Origin of the sequence: Kocuria sp. CPCC 205263, assembly GCF_040981075.1 — a bacterium.
Lineage (GTDB): Bacteria > Actinomycetota > Actinomycetes > Actinomycetales > Micrococcaceae > Kocuria > Kocuria rosea.
Window position 1 is genome coordinate 57,892 of sequence record NZ_JAVKPV010000004.1, and the last position, 18,419, is coordinate 76,310.

The 18,419-nt window shown below is 74.6% G+C and carries 15 protein-coding genes; all 15 read left to right on the forward strand.

The features are described from left to right. The 15 genes from rsmH to RF647_RS07370 all read left to right on the forward strand — a co-directional run bounded on the left by rsmH (position 1) and on the right by RF647_RS07370 (position 18,412). On the forward strand, positions 1–1,002 hold the full coding sequence (rsmH, locus tag RF647_RS07300) for a 16S rRNA (cytosine(1402)-N(4))-methyltransferase RsmH (RefSeq protein ID WP_035924058.1): 1,002 nt from the start codon (positions 1–3) through the stop codon (positions 1,000–1,002). After that, positions 999–1,715: a hypothetical protein gene (locus RF647_RS07305; RefSeq protein WP_368811171.1), complete on the forward strand. Its 717-nt coding sequence runs from the start codon at positions 999–1,001 to the stop codon at positions 1,713–1,715. The genes rsmH and RF647_RS07305 overlap by 4 nt, the downstream gene beginning before the upstream one ends. A gap of 78 nt (positions 1,716–1,793) precedes the next feature. Next, positions 1,794–3,785 (forward strand): peptidoglycan D,D-transpeptidase FtsI family protein, encoded by a 1,992-nt coding sequence (locus RF647_RS07310; RefSeq protein WP_368811172.1) that lies wholly within the window; start codon positions 1,794–1,796, stop codon positions 3,783–3,785. A gap of 91 nt (positions 3,786–3,876) precedes the next feature. Next, complete coding sequence (locus RF647_RS07315) at positions 3,877–5,526, forward strand: UDP-N-acetylmuramoyl-L-alanyl-D-glutamate--2,6-diaminopimelate ligase (RefSeq protein ID WP_368811173.1); 1,650 nt, start codon at positions 3,877–3,879, stop codon at positions 5,524–5,526. Next, positions 5,523–7,124 carry a UDP-N-acetylmuramoyl-tripeptide--D-alanyl-D-alanine ligase gene (gene murF, locus RF647_RS07320; RefSeq protein WP_368811174.1) on the forward strand — a complete coding sequence of 534 codons (1,602 nt, stop codon included), beginning with the start codon at positions 5,523–5,525 and terminating at the stop codon, positions 7,122–7,124. Before RF647_RS07315 ends, murF begins: the two co-directional genes overlap by 4 nt. Next, positions 7,121–8,236, forward strand: a complete 1,116-nt coding sequence (mraY, locus tag RF647_RS07325) for a phospho-N-acetylmuramoyl-pentapeptide-transferase (protein WP_368811175.1) — start codon at positions 7,121–7,123, stop codon at positions 8,234–8,236. The genes murF and mraY overlap by 4 nt, the downstream gene beginning before the upstream one ends. Then, positions 8,233–9,759: a UDP-N-acetylmuramoyl-L-alanine--D-glutamate ligase gene (gene murD, locus RF647_RS07330; protein ID WP_368811176.1), complete on the forward strand. Its 1,527-nt coding sequence runs from the start codon at positions 8,233–8,235 to the stop codon at positions 9,757–9,759. Before mraY ends, murD begins: the two co-directional genes overlap by 4 nt. Then, positions 9,756–10,985, forward strand: coding sequence for a putative lipid II flippase FtsW (ftsW, locus tag RF647_RS07335; RefSeq protein ID WP_368811177.1), 1,230 nt, complete (start codon positions 9,756–9,758; stop codon positions 10,983–10,985). Before murD ends, ftsW begins: the two co-directional genes overlap by 4 nt. Next, positions 10,982–12,109 (forward strand): undecaprenyldiphospho-muramoylpentapeptide beta-N-acetylglucosaminyltransferase, encoded by a 1,128-nt coding sequence (gene murG / locus RF647_RS07340; RefSeq protein ID WP_368811178.1) that lies wholly within the window; start codon positions 10,982–10,984, stop codon positions 12,107–12,109. The genes ftsW and murG overlap by 4 nt, the downstream gene beginning before the upstream one ends. Continuing rightward, positions 12,099–13,502: a UDP-N-acetylmuramate--L-alanine ligase gene (gene murC, locus RF647_RS07345; RefSeq protein WP_368811179.1), complete on the forward strand. Its 1,404-nt coding sequence runs from the start codon at positions 12,099–12,101 to the stop codon at positions 13,500–13,502. The genes murG and murC overlap by 11 nt, the downstream gene beginning before the upstream one ends. Further along, positions 13,502–14,638 carry a cell division protein FtsQ/DivIB gene (locus RF647_RS07350; protein ID WP_368811180.1) on the forward strand — a complete coding sequence of 379 codons (1,137 nt, stop codon included), beginning with the start codon at positions 13,502–13,504 and terminating at the stop codon, positions 14,636–14,638. The genes murC and RF647_RS07350 overlap by 1 nt, the downstream gene beginning before the upstream one ends. Before the next feature lie 249 nt (positions 14,639–14,887). Further along, complete coding sequence (gene ftsZ / locus RF647_RS07355) at positions 14,888–16,135, forward strand: cell division protein FtsZ (protein ID WP_035924051.1); 1,248 nt, start codon at positions 14,888–14,890, stop codon at positions 16,133–16,135. 119 nt (positions 16,136–16,254) lie between these two features. Then, complete coding sequence (locus tag RF647_RS07360) at positions 16,255–16,986, forward strand: polyphenol oxidase family protein (RefSeq protein ID WP_368811181.1); 732 nt, start codon at positions 16,255–16,257, stop codon at positions 16,984–16,986. Further along, positions 16,983–17,762, forward strand: coding sequence for a YggS family pyridoxal phosphate-dependent enzyme (locus tag RF647_RS07365; protein WP_368811182.1), 780 nt, complete (start codon positions 16,983–16,985; stop codon positions 17,760–17,762). Before RF647_RS07360 ends, RF647_RS07365 begins: the two co-directional genes overlap by 4 nt. A gap of 128 nt (positions 17,763–17,890) precedes the next feature. Further along, positions 17,891–18,412, forward strand: coding sequence for a cell division protein SepF (locus RF647_RS07370; protein WP_017833680.1), 522 nt, complete (start codon positions 17,891–17,893; stop codon positions 18,410–18,412). The last annotated feature ends 7 nt before the right edge of the window (positions 18,413–18,419 follow it).

An 18,419-nucleotide genomic window follows, 5' to 3' on the forward strand; every position in this document is an offset into this window, starting at 1 on the left:
ATGGCGCAACGCCCAGCCGAGCAGCTCCACGTTCCCGTGCTGCTCGAACGGTGCCTGGACCTGATGGCTCCCGCGCTCGGCGAGGACGGCGCCGTGGCGGTGGACGCGACGATGGGCATGGGCGGTCACTCCGAGGCGCTGCTGCGGCGCTTCCCCGGCCTGCAGCTGGTGGCGATCGACCGGGACCCGCAGGCCCACGCGCTGGCCGGCGCGCGGCTCGCCCCGTTCGGCGACCGGTTCCACCCCGTGCACACGACCTACGACCGGATCCCGGAGGCCCTCGGCCGGCACGGGTTCGACCACGCGGACGCGGTGCTCTTCGACCTCGGGGTCTCGTCCCTGCAGCTCGACGAGCGCGAGCGCGGCTTCGCCTACTCCTACGACGCGCCCCTGGACATGCGCATGGACTCCACAGCGCCCGTCACAGCCCAGGACGTGGTCAACGACTACAGCGAGGAGGACCTGCGCCGGATCCTGCGGGACTGGGGCGAGGAGCGCTTCGCCGGTCGGATCGCCCGCGCGATCGTGGCGCAGCGGGCCAGGACCCCGCTGCGGACCACGGGCGAGCTCGTCGAGGTCGTCCGCGGGGCCGTGCCGCAGGGTGCCCAGCACCGCAAGGGCCACCCCGCGAAGCAGACCTTCCAGGCGCTGCGGATCGAGGTCAACGAGGAGCTCGACGTGCTGCGCCGGGCGATCCCCGCTGCACTGGACGCCGTGCCCGTGGGCGGGCGCGTGGTGGCCATGAGCTACCACTCCCTCGAGGACAGGATCGTCAAGCAGGCCTTCGCCCGCGGAGCCGCCTCGACGGCGCCGAAGGGCTTTCCCGTGGAGCTCGACCAGCACAAGCCCACCCTGCGGGTCCTGACCCGCGGGACGGAGACCCCCACCCCCCGGGAGATCGACGAGAACCCCCGTGCCGCCTCCGCGCGCCTGCGCGCGGTGGAGCGCATCCGAGAGCACGTCCCCCCCACAGCACAGAACGCGCAGAGGTACACGGCATGAGCGGAACCGGACTCCAGCGACGCCCCGTCCGCCCGACCTCCCAGCGCACGGGCATCGGCGCCTGGGCCGGGCGGCGCGGGCAGCGTCCGCCGGTGGAGGGCACCTCCGCCCGCCAGCTGAGCGACCCGGCACCGCCCGCCGGGGAGCGGGCCGGGTCGAGCCGGGCCCCGCTGTCCGTGGTCCCGGGCCGGGCGCGCCGGCAGCGGTTCTCCACCGTGGTGCTCAGCCTGGTGGCGCTCGTGGTGGCGCTGGCCTCGATCCTGGTCCTGAACATCCAGATCTCCGGGGGCCAGTACCGGCTCGTGGAGCTCCGCGCCCAGGAGCAGGCCCTCAGCCAGCAGAACGAGGCGCTCACCCAGGACCTCGAGTTCTACAACGCCCCGCAGAACCTCGCGGTGATGGCGACGGACCTCGGCATGGTCCCCGCGCAGGACTCGGGCACGGTCGACGTCACGAACGGGACCGTCGAGGGCGACCCCATGCCAGCGCAACCCCAGAAGAACCACGAGATCCTGGTCGACCACGCCCACCAGACCGGCTCCGAGGCCGCGGACCGTGCCGCCCAGCGCGCCGAGGACCGCGAGCGGGAGCAGGCGGCGCAGGAGCGGGAGGACGCCGAGCGCAGCGCCCGCGAGGACGCCGCGCCGGCCGGCGCCGCGGAGGCGGAGGACGGCTCCCTCGCGGCCCCGCCGCAGCGCACGCCCGGGGAGTGACCGGGCCACCGGCCCCCGCACCCGCCGGCAGCAGCCCCCCGGACATCTCCCAGTCGCAACCAGGAACGAGGCAGACACGTGGCACGCGCACGCTCGACGTCCGACGCCCCCCGCGCCCGCGGCATCGGCCGCAGCCACATCGGCGTCGTCCTCGTGCTCGGCCTGCTTGTGGTCCTCGGGATCCGGCTGGTGTGGGTGCAGGGCATCGACGCCGCCGGCCGGGCCGAGGCCGCCGCCGGTGAGCGGTCCCGCACCGAGGTGGTGCCCGCGCTGCGCGGCGAGATCCGCGACACCCACGGCAACGTCCTGGCCCGCACGCTCCAGCGCTACGACGTCACGGTCGACCAGTCCCTGGTGCGCGAGTTCGAGCGGCCCTTGGCCGACGGCACCACCGAGACCGTGACCCCCACGCAGGCGGTGTACCAGCTCGCCGACGCCCTCGAGCTCGAGGACACCGAGGTCAAGGACGCCCTCGACGGCGACAAGCAGTTCGAGTACGTGGCCCGCGGGGTCACGCCCGAGCAGTGGAACACCGTGCGCGAGCTCGGTCTGCCCTACGTGTACGGGCAGCCGTCCTCCGACCGCATCTACCCCAACGGCCCGGTGGGCGGCAGCGTGGTCGGCTTCATGGGCGGGGACGACGAGGCGCTCGGCGGGATCGAGCAGACACAGGACGAGCTGCTGCGCGGCACCGACGGGAGCCGGACCTTCGAGATCAGCGCCGACGGCGTGCGGATCCCGGTGGCGCCCCAGGAGGAGAGCCCGGTGGAGGACGGCTCCTCGGTGCAGCTGTCGATCGACAGCGACGTCCAGTTCTTCGCCCAGCAGGCGGTCACCGAGCGCGCCGAGGAGCTCGACGCCGAGTGGGGCACGGCCGTGGTCATGCGGATCGAGGACGGTGCGGTGCTCGCACTGGCCGACTCCTCGACCGTGGACCCCAACGACATCGGCTCCGCCGAGGCGGAGGACCTGGGGGCGCGGGCCGTCACCCAGGCCGTGGAACCCGGCTCCACCCAGAAGATCCTCACCGCGGCGGCCGCCGTGGAGGAGGGCGTGGCCACGCCCCGCACTGAGGTCACCGTGCCCCCGTTCCTGGAGATCGACGGGCAGAAGATCACCGACGCCTTCGACCACGGCGAGCAGCGGCGCACGTTCACCGGGATCATCGCCGACTCGATGAACACCGGCACCGTCCTGGTCGGCGGCAAGCTCGCCCCGGAGCAGCGCCACGAGTGGATGCAGCGCTTCGGCGTCGGCGAGACCACGGGCATCGAGCTGCCCGGCGAGTCACCCGGCATCCTCACGAGCGCGGACCAGTGGGACGTGCGCCAGCAGTACACCGTGCTCTTCGGCCAGGGCGTCGCCCAGACCCCGCTGCGCACGGCGACGATCTTCCAGGCCATCGGCAACGGCGGGGTCCAGGTGGAGCCCCGCGTCGTCGAGTCCGTCCTCGCCCCCGACGGCACCAGCACCCCGGTCGAGCGGCCCGAGGGCGAGCGGGTCGTCTCCGAGGAGACGGCCGAGCAGGTGCTCGACATGATGGAGGTCACCGTCACCCAGGGCGGCGCCAAGGAGGCCGCCGTGGAGGGCTACCGGGTGGGCGGCAAGACCGGCACCGCCGAGGCCCCCAGCCCGGAGGGCGGCTACGACGGCTACACCACCTCCTTCGTGGGCGTCGCCCCCGTCGAGGACCCCCAGTACCTCGTGGCGGTCACGCTCCAGCGCCCCCAGGGCGACGTCCGCGCGATCGGCACCACCCCCACCTTCAGCAAGATCATGGGCCAGGTGCTGCGCCACTACGACGTCCCGCCCTCCACCACCGAGCCCGTACGGATCCCGCTGCGCACGGACGATCCGGAGGAGGACGAGAGCGAGCAGACGGCGCCGGTGGACACCCCGCCGGGCGTCGAGGCGCCCGAGGACGGCGGCACCGGGGCGGACGCCCCGGCCGACGCCGAGGAGGGGCCCGCCGCCGACACGGAGGCCGGCACCGGGGCCGACGCCGCGGCCGGGACCGGGGCCGGCGGGACCGCCCCGGAGGCGTCCCGGCGGGCCGACGAGGGCGACTAGACTTCCATATCGCCGTGCCCGGCCACCCCCCGGGCCTGCCCCCCGCTCCCGGCGGACCACCTACCCGCCGCCCAGACCACGAAGGACGTTGATGGACGCGACAGCCCAGCAGGGACACGACGCGCAGACGATGCGCCCCGCCCGCCCCCGGCCGCTGAGCCTCGCGGAGATCGCCCGGCTCGCGGGCGGGACGGCGCCGTCCCGCGCCGTGGACGTCACCGGCATCTCCCTGGACTCCCGGGAACTGCGCCCCGGTGACCTCTACGCGGCGCTGCCCGGCGCCCGCACCCACGGCGCCCGCTTCGCCGCGGCCGCCCAGTGCTCCGGCGCCGCCGCGGTGCTCACCGACGCCGAGGGCGCCGGGATCCTCCGGGACGCCGGCATCGGGCTGCCCGTGGTCGAGGCCCCGGACCCCCGCCGGTCCGTGGGGGCGATCGCCGCACGCATCTACGGCTCCCGGCCGGAGGACGGGACCGCCCCGGCCCTGTTCGCGGTGACCGGCACCAACGGCAAGACGACCACGACCTACTTCACCAACTCGGTGCTCCGCGCCCTGGGCCGGCGCACGGGCCTGATCGGGACCATCGAGATCCTCGCCGGCGACGAGTCGATCCCCTCCCGGCTCACCACCCCGGAGGCCCCGCACGTGCACGCGCTGCTGGCGCTCATGCGCGAGCGCGGCATCACCGCGGCGTCCATGGAGGTCTCCTCCCACGCCCTGCAGTTCCACCGGGTGGACGGCGTCCGCTTCGACGTCGCCGGGTTCACCAACCTGACCCAGGACCACCTCGACCTGCACGGGTCGATGGACGAGTACTTCGCGGTCAAGGCCCAGCTGCTCACCCCGGAGCGGACCCGCCGGGCCGTCGTCGTGGTCCAGGACGAGGACGACGTCTGGGGCCTGCGGATGGCCGAGCACGCGCGGGAGCGGCTCGGCCCGGACCTCGTCGACACGATCGCCCTGCGCGGCGGCGTGCCGGGGGACCGGGACGCCGGACCGGGCCGGCACGGCGCGGACTGGACGCTGACCAGCCTGACCCGCCGCGGGATCGGGCACTCCTTCGCGCTGCGGCACCGGGACGGCCGCACGCTGCGCGTGTCCACGGGCTTGCCGGGCGACTTCAACGTGGCCAACGCCGCGCTCGCCGTGGTCATGGTCGTGGCCTCCGGGGTCGACGTCGTCGACGTGCAGCGCGTCCTCGACGAGGCGGACCCCCTCACCACGGACGTGCCCGGGCGGATGCAGCTCATCGGCACGCAGCCCACCGCCGTCGTCGACTTCGCGCACAACCCGGACGCCCTGCGCCGCGCGCTCGCCGCCGTCGAACCGCCCGACGAGGAGGGCCGCGTGATCGTGGTCTTCGGCGCCACGGGGGAGCGGGACCGTTCCAAGCGCCCGGTCATGGGGGAGATCGCCGCCCGCCACGCGGACGTGGTGATCATCACGGACGACGACCCGCACGACGAGGACGCCGGCGCGATCCGCGCCGAGGTCGCGGCCGGGGCGTTCGCGGCCCGCGCCGCCGGCGCCCGGGCCCAGGAGGTGCTCGTGCTCGAGCCCCGCACCGTGGCCATCCGCGCCGCGGTGGCCATGGCGGGGCGCACCGACTCCGTGCTCGTGGCCGGCCGCGGGCACGAGACGGTCCAGGAGATCCGGGGCGTGGACCACCCGCTGGACGACAGGGAAGAGCTGCGGGCCGCGCTGGCCGACGGGCAGCAGGACCGTTGGGAGAACCGATGATCGACCTCACCGCCGCACAGCTCGCGCAGATCACCGGCGGGCGCGCCGTCGGCGCCGCCGCCGCGGCGCCCGTCGTCCGCCACGTCGCGACCGACTCCCGCGAGGCGCGTCCCGGGACGCTGTTCGTCGCCAAACCGGGGGAGGTCACCGACGGCCACGAGTACGTGGGCGCGGCCTTCGCCGCCGGCGCCGTCCTCTCCCTCGTCGAGCACGAGGTCTCCGACGCCGCGGGGGTCACGTACCCGGGCGTGCTGGTCCCCGACGTCGTGGAGGCGATGGGCCGGCTGGCCGCCTGGGTCGTGGCCCAGCTGCGCGCCGACCACGAGGTGAAGGTCATCGCCGTCACCGGATCCGTCGGCAAGACCACCACCAAGGACCTCCTGCGGGGCATCTTCGCCGCGGAGGGTCCCACGGTCGCGCCCCGCGGTTCGTACAACGGGGAGGTCGGCGTGCCGCTGACCGTCTTCGAGGCCGAGCCGGACACCCGGTTCCTCATCATCGAGATGGGCGCCACCCGGATCGGCAACATCGACTACCTGTGCCGGATGGTCCGTCCCGACATCGGGGTGGTGCTGTGCGTGGGCTCCGCCCACGCCGGCGAGTTCGGCGGGGTCGCCAACATCGCCCGCGCCAAGGGCGAGCTCGTCGAGTCCCTGCGGGCCGACGGCGTGGCGGTCCTCAACGACGACGACCCCCTGGTCCGCCAGATGCACCGCCGCACCGCCGCGCCCGTGCTGTTCTTCGGGGAGTCCCCGGCGAACGCGCTGCCCGACGTCCCGGCCGCCCGGGTGCACGCCTCCGAGATCCGGCTCGGGCCCGGCGGCAGCCCGGAGTTCCGCCTGCATTTCCCGGACAACTCCGCGCACCGGGTCGTCTCCCGGCTCATCGGGGAGCACCACGTCTCCAACCTGCTCGCGGCCGCCTCCGCGGCCTTCGTGGCCGGGGTCGCCCCGGAGCGGATCGCGGCCTCGCTCAACGCCCAGGGCGCCGCGAGCCGGTGGCGGATGGAGCGCACCGAGCGGGCCGACGGCGTCACGGTGGTCAACGACGCCTACAACGCCAACCCGCAGTCGATGCGCGCCGCGCTGCAGACCCTGGCCCAGCTGGGCCGCGGCTCCGCCGGGTCCGCGCCCCGCCGCACCTGGGCGGTGCTCGGGGGCATGCTCGAGCTCGGCGACAGCACGATCGAGGAGCACGACGCCCTGGGCCGCATGGTGGTCCGGCTCAACATCTCCAAGCTGATCGCCGTGGGCGACCTCGCCCGCCCGGTCTACGACGCCGCCCAGCTCGAGGGCTCGTGGGGCAACGAGGCCACCTGGGCGGCGACCGCGGAGGACGCCGAGGAGATCCTGCGCCAGGAGCTCGCACCAGGTGACATCGTGCTCTTCAAGTCCTCCAACGCCGCCGGTCTCCGGGTCCTGGGGGACCGGGTCGCGGCCGACGCCGGGGACGGCGCCGGAGGACCCGCCCCGGGCAACGACGCCCCGGCGCACGGCGACCACTGGCGCTCGGCCGGTCCCTTCGTCAACGCCTCCCTCGACCCGAGCGGGAGGCCCACCACCCCGGGCCCCTCCGCGGACGGGAACGAGCCGGCATGATCCAGATCCTCATGGCGGCCTGCTTCGCCCTGGTCCTGTCCCTCTTCGGCACCCCGGCCTTCATCAAGTTCCTCGCCCGGCGCGGCTACGGCCAGTTCATCCGGGACGACGGGCCCACCAGCCACCACACCAAGCGCGGGACGCCCACCATGGGCGGCGTGGCGATCCTCGGCTCCGTGGTGGTCGCCTACGCGCTCACACACCTGATCTCCGGGATGCTGTGGCCCTCCTACGGGGGCGTCACCCTCTCCGGGCTCTCCGCGCTGCTGCTGATGCTGGGCATGGGCTTCGTCGGGTTCATCGACGACTACAAGAAGATCGCCAAGAAGCAGAACCTCGGGCTCAGCCCCGTGGGCAAGATCGTCCTCCAGGGCCTCATCGGCACCGCCTTCGCCCTGCTCGTGCTGCTCGTGCCCGGTCCGCAGGGCACGACCCCCGCGTCCTCGGCGATCTCCATCACCCGGGACACCGCCCTCGACCTCGCCTTCGCCGGCACCGCGGTCGGGGCCGTCCTCTTCGTGATCTGGGTGAACCTGATCGCCACCGCCACGACCAACGCCGTGAACCTCACCGACGGCCTCGACGGCCTCGCCACCGGGGCGTCCATCCTCGTGTTCAGCGGCTACCTGCTGATCGCCATGTGGCAGAACACCCACCTGTGCGGAACCGTGGCCGAGGGGGTCTGCTACGAGGTGCGCGACGCCGCCGACCTCGCCCTCACCGCCGCCGCGCTGGTCGGGGCCCTGGTGGGCTTCCTGTGGTGGAACACCTCCCCGGCGAAGATCTTCATGGGCGACACGGGATCGCTGGGCCTCGGCGGCGCGCTCGCCGCGTTCGCGGTGCTCACCCGCACCGAGCTGCTGCTGGTGCTCATCGCCGGGCTGTTCGTGATCATCACGGTCTCCGTCATCCTGCAGGTCGGCTACTTCAAGCTCTCCGGCGGCAAGCGCATCTTCAAGATGGCGCCGCTGCAGCACCACTTCGAGCTCAAGGGCTGGAACGAGGTGACCATCGTGGTCCGCTTCTGGATCATCGCCGGGCTGTTCGTCGCGGCCGCGCTCGGCGTCTTCTACGGCGACTGGCTGCTCTCCCACGGAGGAATGATCCAATGATCCACGCGAGCAACGACAACCCCGTCCTGGACCGGCCGCGCCTGGCCGGGCTCACCACGTGGGACGCCGACTGGGCCGGGCTGCGCGTGGTCGTCGCCGGCATCGGCCTGTCGGGCTTCGCCGCCGCGGACACCCTGGTCGAGCTCGGCGCCCGCGTCGTCGTCGTCGACGGGGCGAACACCCCGGAGAACCGGGCGAAGGCCGACACCCTGCGGATCGTGGGCGCCGCCGACGTCCTGCTGGGGGAGGCGGCCCAGGGGGCCGTGCCCGACGTCGAGGGCGAGCGCCCCGACCTGGTCGTCACGTCCCCGGGGCTGCGGCCCGACCACCCCCTGCTGGCCGCCGCGGCCGCCGAGGGCGTCCAGATCTGGGGCGACGTGGAGCTCGCCTGGCGGGTGCGCGAGCGCGCCGGGCGCAAGACCGCCGAGTGGGTGTGCATCACCGGCACCAACGGCAAGACCACCACGGTCGGGATGACCGCGTCGATGCTGCAGGCCGCCGGGCTCACCGCGGCCGCCGTCGGCAACGTGGGCACCCCCATCCTGGACGCGCTGCGCGAGCCGGTCGAGCACGACGTCCTCGCCGTGGAGCTCTCCAGCTTCCAGCTGCACTGGACGTCCTCGATGTCGCCGCTGGCGTCCGTGGTGCTCAACGTGGCCGAGGACCACGTGGACTGGCACGGCGGCTACGAGAACTACGTGGCGGACAAGTCCCGCATCTACGAGCACACCCGGGTGGCGTGCGTCTACAACGCCCAGCAGGCCGAGACCGTGCGCATGGTCGAGGAGGCCGACGTCGTGGAGGGCTGCCGCGCCGTGGGCTTCACCCTCGAGACCCCGGACGTCAGCATGCTCGGCGTCGTGGAGGACCTGCTCGTGGACCGCGCCTTCCTCGACGACCGCCGGGGCTCCGCCCTCGAACTCGCCTCGATCACCGACACCGGCCCCCTCCCCACGCCCCACGGCGTGGCCAACGCGCTGGCCGCCGCGGCGCTGGCCCGGGCCGCCGGCGCCCCGCCGGAGGCCGTGCGGGAGGGGCTGCGCGCCTGGGAGCCCGGCGACCACCGGATCCAGGCCGTCGCCACGACCCACGGCGTGCTGTGGATCAACGACTCCAAGGCCACCAACCCGCACGCGGCCGACGCGGCCCTGGCCGCGTTCGACTCCGTGGTGTGGATCGCCGGCGGCCTGTCCAAGGGCGTCTCCTACGACCGGCTCGTCGCCCGGCACGCCGGCCGGCTGCGCACCGTGGTGCTCATCGGCACGGACAACGACTCGCTGCTGGCCGCGCTCGCCGCGCACGCCCCCGAGGTCCCCGTCCTGCGGACCGCCGAGCGTCCAGGCCCCGCGGCGGGCGACGCCGTGATGGGCGAGGCGGTGCGGCTCGCCCACGAGGTCGCCCGGAAGGGCGACACGGTGCTGATGGCCCCGGCGTCCGCCTCGATGGACCAGTTCAGCTCCTACGCCCACCGCGGTGACGCGTTCGTCCGGGAGGTCGCGGACCTCGTGGGACGGCTCTCGTGACGCAGGTGCAGGACCGGGCGGGGCTCGCGCACACGGCCCGCGGCTCCCTGGGCGGGGCGCGCCGCTTCTGGCGTGCCCTGGTGGACGGCCCCCTCATCCACTCCTACTACGCGCTGGCCGGCTCCGTGCTGCTGCTGACGGCCATCGGCATCATGATGGTCCTCTCCGCCTCGGCGGTCGAGTCGATCTCGGCGCAGGAGTCCGCGTACTCGTACTTCGTCAAGCAGGCCACCTTCGGCGGGATCGGCGTGGTCCTGATGTTCGCGCTGTCCTTCGTGCCCACCGCCTGGTACCGCCGGGGCGCCACCGGACTGCTGGTCCTCGCCGTGCTGCTGCTCATGCTCGTCTTCACCCCGCTCGGGCAGGACATCAACGGCAACCGGAACTGGATCGTGGTGGGCGGGCAGAGCTTCCAGCCGTCCGAGGCCGCCAAGCTCGCCGTGGCGATCTGGCTGGCCATGGTCCTGGCCCGGCAGGGCGACGCCGTGCGCGACTGGCGCCAGGCCCTGTGGCCGTCCGGGCTGGGCATCGGGATCCCCGCCGCGATGATCGTGGCGGGCGACGACGTCGGCACGGCCCTCGTCTTCGTGCTGATCTACGGGGCCGCCCTGTTCTTCGCCGGGGCGCCGCTGCGGCTGTTCGCGATCGCGGCCGCCGGGGCCGCGCTGGTCGGCACGCTGGCCGTGGCCACCGCGCCCCACCGCGTGGACCGGATCACCGGCTGGCTGTTCGGCGAGTGCGGCGCCACCGACGCCTGCTACCAGTCCCAGCAGGGGCTCAACGCCCTCGCCTCGGGCGGCTGGTGGGGCGTGGGGCTGGGCCAGTCCCGGCTCAAGTACAACTACGTCCCCGAGGCGCACAACGACTACATCTTCTCGATCATCGGCGAGGAGCTGGGCCTGCTGGGCACGGTGCTGATCCTCGCCCTCTTCGCGGTCATGGCCCTGGCGATGGCCCGCGTCATCCTGCGCGCCCGCAGCGGCTTCGTCCGGATCGCCACCGCCTGCATCGTGACCTGGCTGGTCGGCCAGGCGTTCATCAACATCGGCATGGTCACGGGGGTGCTGCCCGTGATCGGCGTCCCCCTCCCGTTCATCAGCTACGGTGGGTCGTCGCTGCTGATGAGCCTCGCGGCCGTCGGCGTCGTGATGTCCTTCACCCGGCTGCCGCGCCGGATCCAGGTCCCCACCCCCCGCCCCCGCACCCCGAACGAGGATCGCGCATGACACCGTCCGAACCCACCACCGGAGGCCCCGCGCCGTCGGTCCTGCTGGCCGGCGGGGGCACCGCCGGGCACGTCAGCCCCCTCCTGGCCGTGGCCGCCGCGCTGCGGGAGCAGGCACCGGAGGCCCGCCTCACGGCGGTGGGCACCGCGTCCGGGATGGAGACCCGGCTCGTCCCGCAGGCCGGGCTCGCGCTCGAGCTCGTCGACCGGGTCCCGCTGCCCCGCCGGCCGTCCGTGGACCTCGTCCGGCTGCCCGGGCGGCTCCTCGGCGCCGTGCGGCAGGCCGGGGAGATCCTCGACCGCGTCCGGCCGGACGTGGTGCTGGGCGTCGGCGGCTACGTCTGCACCCCCGTCTACCTCGCCGCCGCCCGGCGCGGGCTGCCCGTCGTGGTGCACGAGGCCAACGCCCGCCCCGGTCTGGCGAACCGGGTCGGCGCGCGCTGGGCCAGGACAGTGGCCGCCGCGTTCCCCGGCACCCCGCTGCGCGGAGCCGTCACCGTCGGCATGCCCATGCGCCGGGAGATCTCCCACCTGGAGCGGGAGGCGCTGCGCGCCGAGTCCCGCCGGTCCTTCGGGCTCGACCCCGACCTGCCCACCGTCGTGGTCACCGGCGGCTCCTCGGGCGCCCTCGCCATGAACCGCACCGTGGCCGGCGTCGTCGGGGAGGTCGCCGCGCGCGGCTACCAGCTCCTCCACGTCACCGGCCGGGGCAAGCAGCTCACCCGGGACGACGGCGCGCCGCTGAGCGCCCCCGGCTACGTGCAGGTCGAGTACGTGGACGGCATGGAGCGCGTCTACGCCGCCGCGGACCTGCTCGTGGCCCGCGCCGGTGCCGCGACCGTCTCGGAGGTCGCCGCCGTCGGCCTGCCCGCCGTGTTCGTCCCGCTGCCCGTCGGCAACGGCGAGCAGGCGTTCAACGCCGCCTCCCTGGTGGCGGCCGGCGCGGCGCAGCTCGTCGCCGACGACGCGTTCACCCCCGACTGGTACCGCCGGAACGTACACCCCCTGCTGGCCGACCCCGGCCGCCTCGCCGCGATGGCCGCCGCGAGCCGCGCCCACGGCGTGCGCGACGCCGACACCGTGCTGGCACGGATGATCCTCCAGGAGGTCCCCGGTGAGCGCTGAGCACGAGACCGACCCCGCCCTGCTGGGCCGGGTCCACTTCATCGGGATGGGCGGCGCGGGGATGTCCGCCGTCGCCAAGCTGATGCTCGCCCGCGGGGTCCCGGTCAGCGGCTCCGACCGCCAGGACTCCCCGGCGCTGCGCCAGCTCCAGGACCTGGGCGCCACCGTGCACGTGGGCCAGCGCGCCGAGCACGTGGACGGGGCGCAGACCGTGGTCGTGTCCACCGCGATCCCGCCCGAGGACCCCGAGTACTCCGCCGCCCGGGCCGCCGGGCTGCGCGTGCTGCACCGCTCCGAGGCCCTCGCGGCCGCGATGCACGGCCGCGCGGTCGTGGCGGTGGCCGGCACGCACGGCAAGACGACCACCAGCGCCATGGCCGCGCTCGCGCTGCACACCGCCGGGCTGGAGCCCTCCTGGGCCATCGGCGCGCACGTGGCCGACCTCGGCTCCAACGCCGCCCTCGGCACGGGCCCGTGGTTCGTGGCCGAGGCCGACGAGTCGGACGGCTCCTTCCTCGCATACGGTCCGCGGATCGCCGTGGTCACCAACATCGAGCCCGACCACCTCGACTACTACGCCTCCCGCGAGGCCTTCTACCGGGCCTTCGACGAGTTCGCCGCGACCCTGCCCGCGGGCGGGCTGCTCGTGGCCTGCCAGGACGACCCCGGCTCGCGGGAGCTCGCGGAGCGCCACCGGTCCGCCGGCGGACGGGTGGTCAGCTACGGCACGGACCCGGGTTCCGACGTCCAGGTGCTCCCCGGGGAGGCCGACGGGATGCGCACCAGCAGCACCCTGCTCCTGGGCGAGGGCGCCGACCGCCGCGAGGAGCGGCTCGAGCTCGTGGTGCCGGGCCGGCACAACGTCCTCAACGCGACAGCCGCCTTCTGCGTGGCCGTCGAGGCCGGCGTCCCGCCCGCGGACGCGGTGCGCGGGCTGGCCGGCTTCCACGGCTCCGCCCGGCGCTTCGACCTGCGGGGCGAGGTGGACGGGGTCCGGGTCTTCGACGACTACGCCCACCACCCCACCGAGGTGGTCGCGGCGCTCACGGCCGCGCGGGAGGTCGCGTCCGGGCACCGGGTGATCGCGATCTTCCAGCCGCACCTGTTCTCCCGCACGCGCGAGTTCGCGGCCGAGTTCGCCGATGCCCTGGCGCTGGCCGACGAGGCCCTCGTCATCGACATCTTCGCCGCGCGGGAGCAGCCCGTCGACGGCCTCACGAGCCAGATCGTCACCGACCGCGCCCCCGCCCACGTCCGCTACGTGCCGGACGGCGCCGACGCGGTCGCCGAGGCCGCGGCGGCCGCACGCCCCGGGGATCTGGTGCTCACGGTGGGCGCCGGGGACGTCACCGCCCTCGGGCCCCGGCTCGTGGACCGCCTCGGGGCCCGCTGATGAGCCGGCACGGCCGCCCGCACCAGCCCCGCTTCGGGGACCCGGCCGGGGACTCCGGCGTTCCCGGGCCCGCCGACGGGACCGTGCCGGAGACAGCAGCGGACCGCGCCCCCGAGCGCGACCCCGGACCGCAGGCCGGCCCCGGGGGCCCGCCGCGGTCCGGGAGCACCGCCTCCGGGGCGGCCGCGCCGGACGGCGGGCGCGTGCGCGTGCGCGTGAACGACGGGACCAAGGTCACGCCCCTGGCCGACGAGGACGACCTCGAGGAGGTCCCGGCCGCCGGCGGGCGCTTCAGCGCCTGGCGGCGGCACCGGCAGGAGCGCGCCGCCACCCGCACGCTCACCGCCTCCCGGCTCCCCCCGGTGGACGAGCCTCCGCGGGCCGGTTCCACGGCTGTGGGGGCCGCAGCCGTGGGGGCCACGGTGGTGGCCTTTCCCGCCTCACCGGGGGCCCGGCGCCGGCGCCGGCGGATCGGCGCGGTCCTCGGGGTGCTCGCCGCCCTGGCGGTGCTCGCCGGCGTCCTGTTCCTCTCCCCGGCGCTGGCCGTGCGGGACATCTCGGTGCGCGGCGCGGAGCTGACGGACCCGGCTCGTGTCGAGTCCGCGCTCGAGGCCTATCGGGGCGTCCCGCTGACGCGGATCTCCAAGGACGAGGTGCGGGAGCGGGTGGGGCGGATCCCGCAGGTCCGCTCCATCGAGGTCCTGCTCGAGCCCCCGCACCACCTCGTGGTCGCGCTGCGCGAGCGAGTGCCCGTGGCCGCGATCGAGGACGACGGGGAATTCGTGGTCGTCGACTCGGAGGGGGTGGAGCTGATGACCGCCGGCTCCGCGGAGGCGGCGGGCGTCCCCGTCGTCACGGGCGGGCGCGACGTGCTCGAGGGCGAACGGTTCGAGGCCATCGCGGACGTGCTGGCCGCCCTGCCGGAGTCCGTCCTCGCCCAGCTGCGCACCGCCTCGGCCGAGTCGCTGTCCTCGGTGGAGCTGGCCTTCACCGACGGCCGCACGGTCGTCTGGGGCACCGCCGAGGACAGCGAGCTCAAGTCGCAGGTCCTCCGGGAGCTCGTCGAGGCGCGCGGCGCCGGCAGCGGCGTCGAGACCTACGACGTGTCGAGCCCGACGCGTCCCGTGGTGCGCTGAGGGACGACACCGGACCTCACGTTCCACCAGAGGTCGAGAATGCGGCCGAAACGCAGCACGACCTGCGGTTTTGGCGAAAAGTGTCGAAAGCGGTATGGCTTGTCGTGCAGGTGGTCCCCGTCGTTGTTAGGCTTGACCCCGACATCGAACCCGCCGGGGGAGCAGCTGACGGCATGAGATTCGACCTTCGATAGAAGGTTGAGAAACGGCTCGCCATCCCCGACCCGAACCATCTCCAGTTAGGTACCCATGGACTCCTCCACCCCCCAGAACTACTTGGCCGTCATCAAGGTCGTCGGAATCGGCGGCGGCGGCGTCAACGCCGTCAACCGGATGATCGAGGAGGGGCTGCGCGGCGTCGAGTTCATCGCGATCAACACGGACGCACAGGCCCTGCTGATGAGCGACGCCGACGTCAAGCTCGACGTCGGGCGCGAGCTCACGCGCGGTCTGGGCGCCGGCGCCAACCCCGATGTCGGCCGCCAGGCGGCGGAGGACCACCACGAGGAGATCGAGGAGGTCCTCAAGGGGGCCGACATGGTCTTCGTGACCGCCGGCGAGGGCGGCGGCACCGGCACCGGCGGCGCCCCCGTGGTCGCCCGCATCGCCCGCTCCCTGGGCGCCCTGACCATCGGTGTCGTCACCCGCCCGTTCACCTTCGAGGGCCGCCGCCGGTCCAACCAGGCGGAGAACGGGATCGAGACGCTGCGCGACGAGGTCGACACCCTCATCGTGATCCCCAACGACCGGCTGCTGTCCATCTCCGACCGCAACGTGTCCATGCTGGACGCCTTCAAGTCCGCGGACCAGGTGCTGCTCTCCGGCGTGCAGGGCATCACGGACCTGATCACCACCCCGGGCCTGATCAACCTCGACTTCGCCGACGTGAAGTCCGTGATGCAGGGCGCCGGCTCGGCGCTCATGGGCATCGGCGCCGCGCAGGGCGAGGACCGTGCCGTGAAGGCGGCCGAGCTCGCCATCGCGTCGCCGCTGCTCGAGGCCTCGATCGACGGCGCCCACGGCGTGCTCCTGTCCATCCAGGGCGGCTCCGACCTCGGGCTGTTCGAGATCAACGAGGCCGCCCGTCTGGTCCAGGAGGTCGCCCACCCCGAGGCGAACATCATCTTCGGCGCGGTCATCGACGACGCCCTGGGTGACCAGGCCCGCGTCACGGTCATCGCCGCGGGCTTCGACTCGGTGAGCCCGGAGACCAACGCGAACAACACCAACGCGGCCGCCCAGCAGGCGGCGACCACGCGCGCGGCCTTCGGGTCCGGCGCCGGTCAGCCCGCCGGCGTGGGCCGTGCGCCGCAGCGCGGCGGGACCCCGTCCTTCGCCCAGCCCTCCACCTCGCAGCGGTGGGCGCAGCCGGTGCAGAACGACGACGTGCCCGACGACGCCGGCTTCGACGTCGACCTGCCCGCCGAGGCGGAGGCCGGCGCCGGGGCGGGCTCCGGGCGCAAGGACTCCCTGGACTTCCCCGACTTCCTGAAGTGAGTCCGGCCCCCTGGGGGCGGACGCGGTGGACCCGCGTCCGCCCCCAGGGCGCGTTAAGCCCCGCCGCCGGTTCCTCCGGCGGCACGACGAGACACGACGAGCAACGACAGGAGGACCCGGTGCTCTGGTGGCAGGACGACGTCGGGCAGGGCGTCCGGGTGGCGTTCACGGACCGCGGCGCAGGCAACCTCGCCCTGCACACGGGCGACGACCCGGACGCGGTGCGGGCCCGCCGGGCCGCGCTCGAGCGGTCGATCGGCGTCCCCGAGGGCTCCCTGGTGTTCCTCGACCAGGTGCACGGCACCGACGTCGCCGACGCGGACCGGCAGGACCGGCCGGCCGTGCCGACCGCGGACGCCGCCGTCACGGCGACGGGTGTCCCGCTGGCCGTGATGGTCGCCGACTGCGTGCCCGTCGTGCTCGTCGGGGAAGGGCCCCGAGGCCCGCTCACAGGCGTGGCGCACGCCGGGCGCCGCGGACTGCTCGAGGGCGTGCTCGAGCGCGCGGTCGAGCAGCTGCGGGCCCGGGGCGCGAGCGGGCTGTCGGCCTGGCTCGGTCCCTCGATCTGCGGCAGCTGCTACGAGGTGCCGGCCGCCATGCGCGAGGAGTCCGCGGAGCGGATCCCCGCGGTGGCCACCACGACGTCCTGGGGCACCCCTGCCCTCGACCTGCGCGCCGGGGCCCGGGAGCGGCTGTCCGCCCTCGGGGTCGCCGTCCTCGAGCCGTCGGGGGCCGGCTCCTCCTGCACCCTCGAGAACGAGCGGCTGTCCTCGCACCGGAGGGACCCCGGCTCCGGCCGCATCGTCGGTCTCGTCTGGAGCCCCGGTCCCCGCGGGGAGGGCGCCGCGTGAGCGCCGACCCGGCCGCCGCCCCCGGCGGCGACGATCCGCGAACCCTGGAGCTCGCCCGGTCCCTCGACCGGGTGCGTGCCCGGATCGCGGCCGCGGCGCGGGGGAGCGGGGCGGCCGAGGAGCCCGTGCTGGTCGCCGTGACGAAGTTCTTCCCGGCCGCTGACGTAGCCCGGCTGCACCAGCTCGGTGTCCGGGACGTGGGGGAGAACCGGGACCAGGAGGCCGCCGCCAAGGCGCGGGAGGTGGCCGGACTCGTGGACGGACCCCTCACCTGGCACTTCGTGGGCCAGCTCCAGTCCAACAAGGCGAAATCGGTGGTGCGCTACGCGGCGTGGGTGCACTCCGTGGACCGGGCCTCCCTGGTCACGGCCCTCGGCAAGGCGGTGCAGCGGCACCGAAAGGCCGTGGCGGCCGGGGACGCGGCCCCCGGGCCGTGCGCCGAGCAGGACCTGACGTGCCTCGTCCAGGTGTCCCTGGACGCCGAGGAGCGCCGCGGCGGCGCCCGCCCCGAGGACGTCGTCGGGCTCGCCGAACAGATCGCCGGCACCGAGGGGCTGCGGGCCGGGGGCCTCATGGCCGTCGCCCCGCTGGGGGCGCCCCCGGGGCCCGCCTTCGACCGCCTCCAGGAGCTCTCGCAGCGGCTGCGGCGGTCCCTCCCGGAGGCCACGGCCGTGTCCGCGGGCATGAGCCAGGACCTCGAGGAGGCGGTCGCCCGGGGAGCCACGCACGTGCGCGTCGGCTCCGATATCCTCGGGCCCCGGGCGCCCGTAGGATAGCTTGGAGGACGGCCCCGCGGGGCCAGGGCCGTACCGCGTTCCGGGCAGCACCACGGGCGCAGGGCGGTCCGAGGATCCCGGAACTCCCCCCACCGCCGATATCCGCACAGACAGTCAAGGAGAGCACCATGGCCGGAGCGTTGCGCCGCACCATGATCTATCTCGGCCTCGCCGAGACGGACGAGGACTACGACGAGCCGACGCCGTCCCGCCAGGAGCACCAGCCCACCGCCGCGGTCCGCGAGGAGCCTCGCGAGGCCCGCGCCCACGAGTCCACCGCAGTGGCCGTGCCGCGCCGGTCGGCCGAGTACCGGGCGCCGGTCACCCCCATCAAACGCGCCCCCTCCAGCTCTCGAGAGGACAGCTCGACCTTGCGCACGATCACCACGGTCCACCCCCGCTCCTACAACGACGCGAAGTCCATCGGCGAGGCCTTCCGCGAGGGCACGCCCGTCATCATGAACGTCAGTGACATGGGCGACGCCGAGGCCAAGCGCCTGGTGGACTTCTCCGCCGGCCTGGTCTTCGCCCTGCACGGCTCCATCGAACGGGTGACCGGCAAGGTCTTCCTGCTCACCCCGTCCTACGTGGAGGTCGTCGGGCACCCCGCCGGCGGCGAGGACGAGACCGACGACCACCAGGAGGACTGAGGCGGAC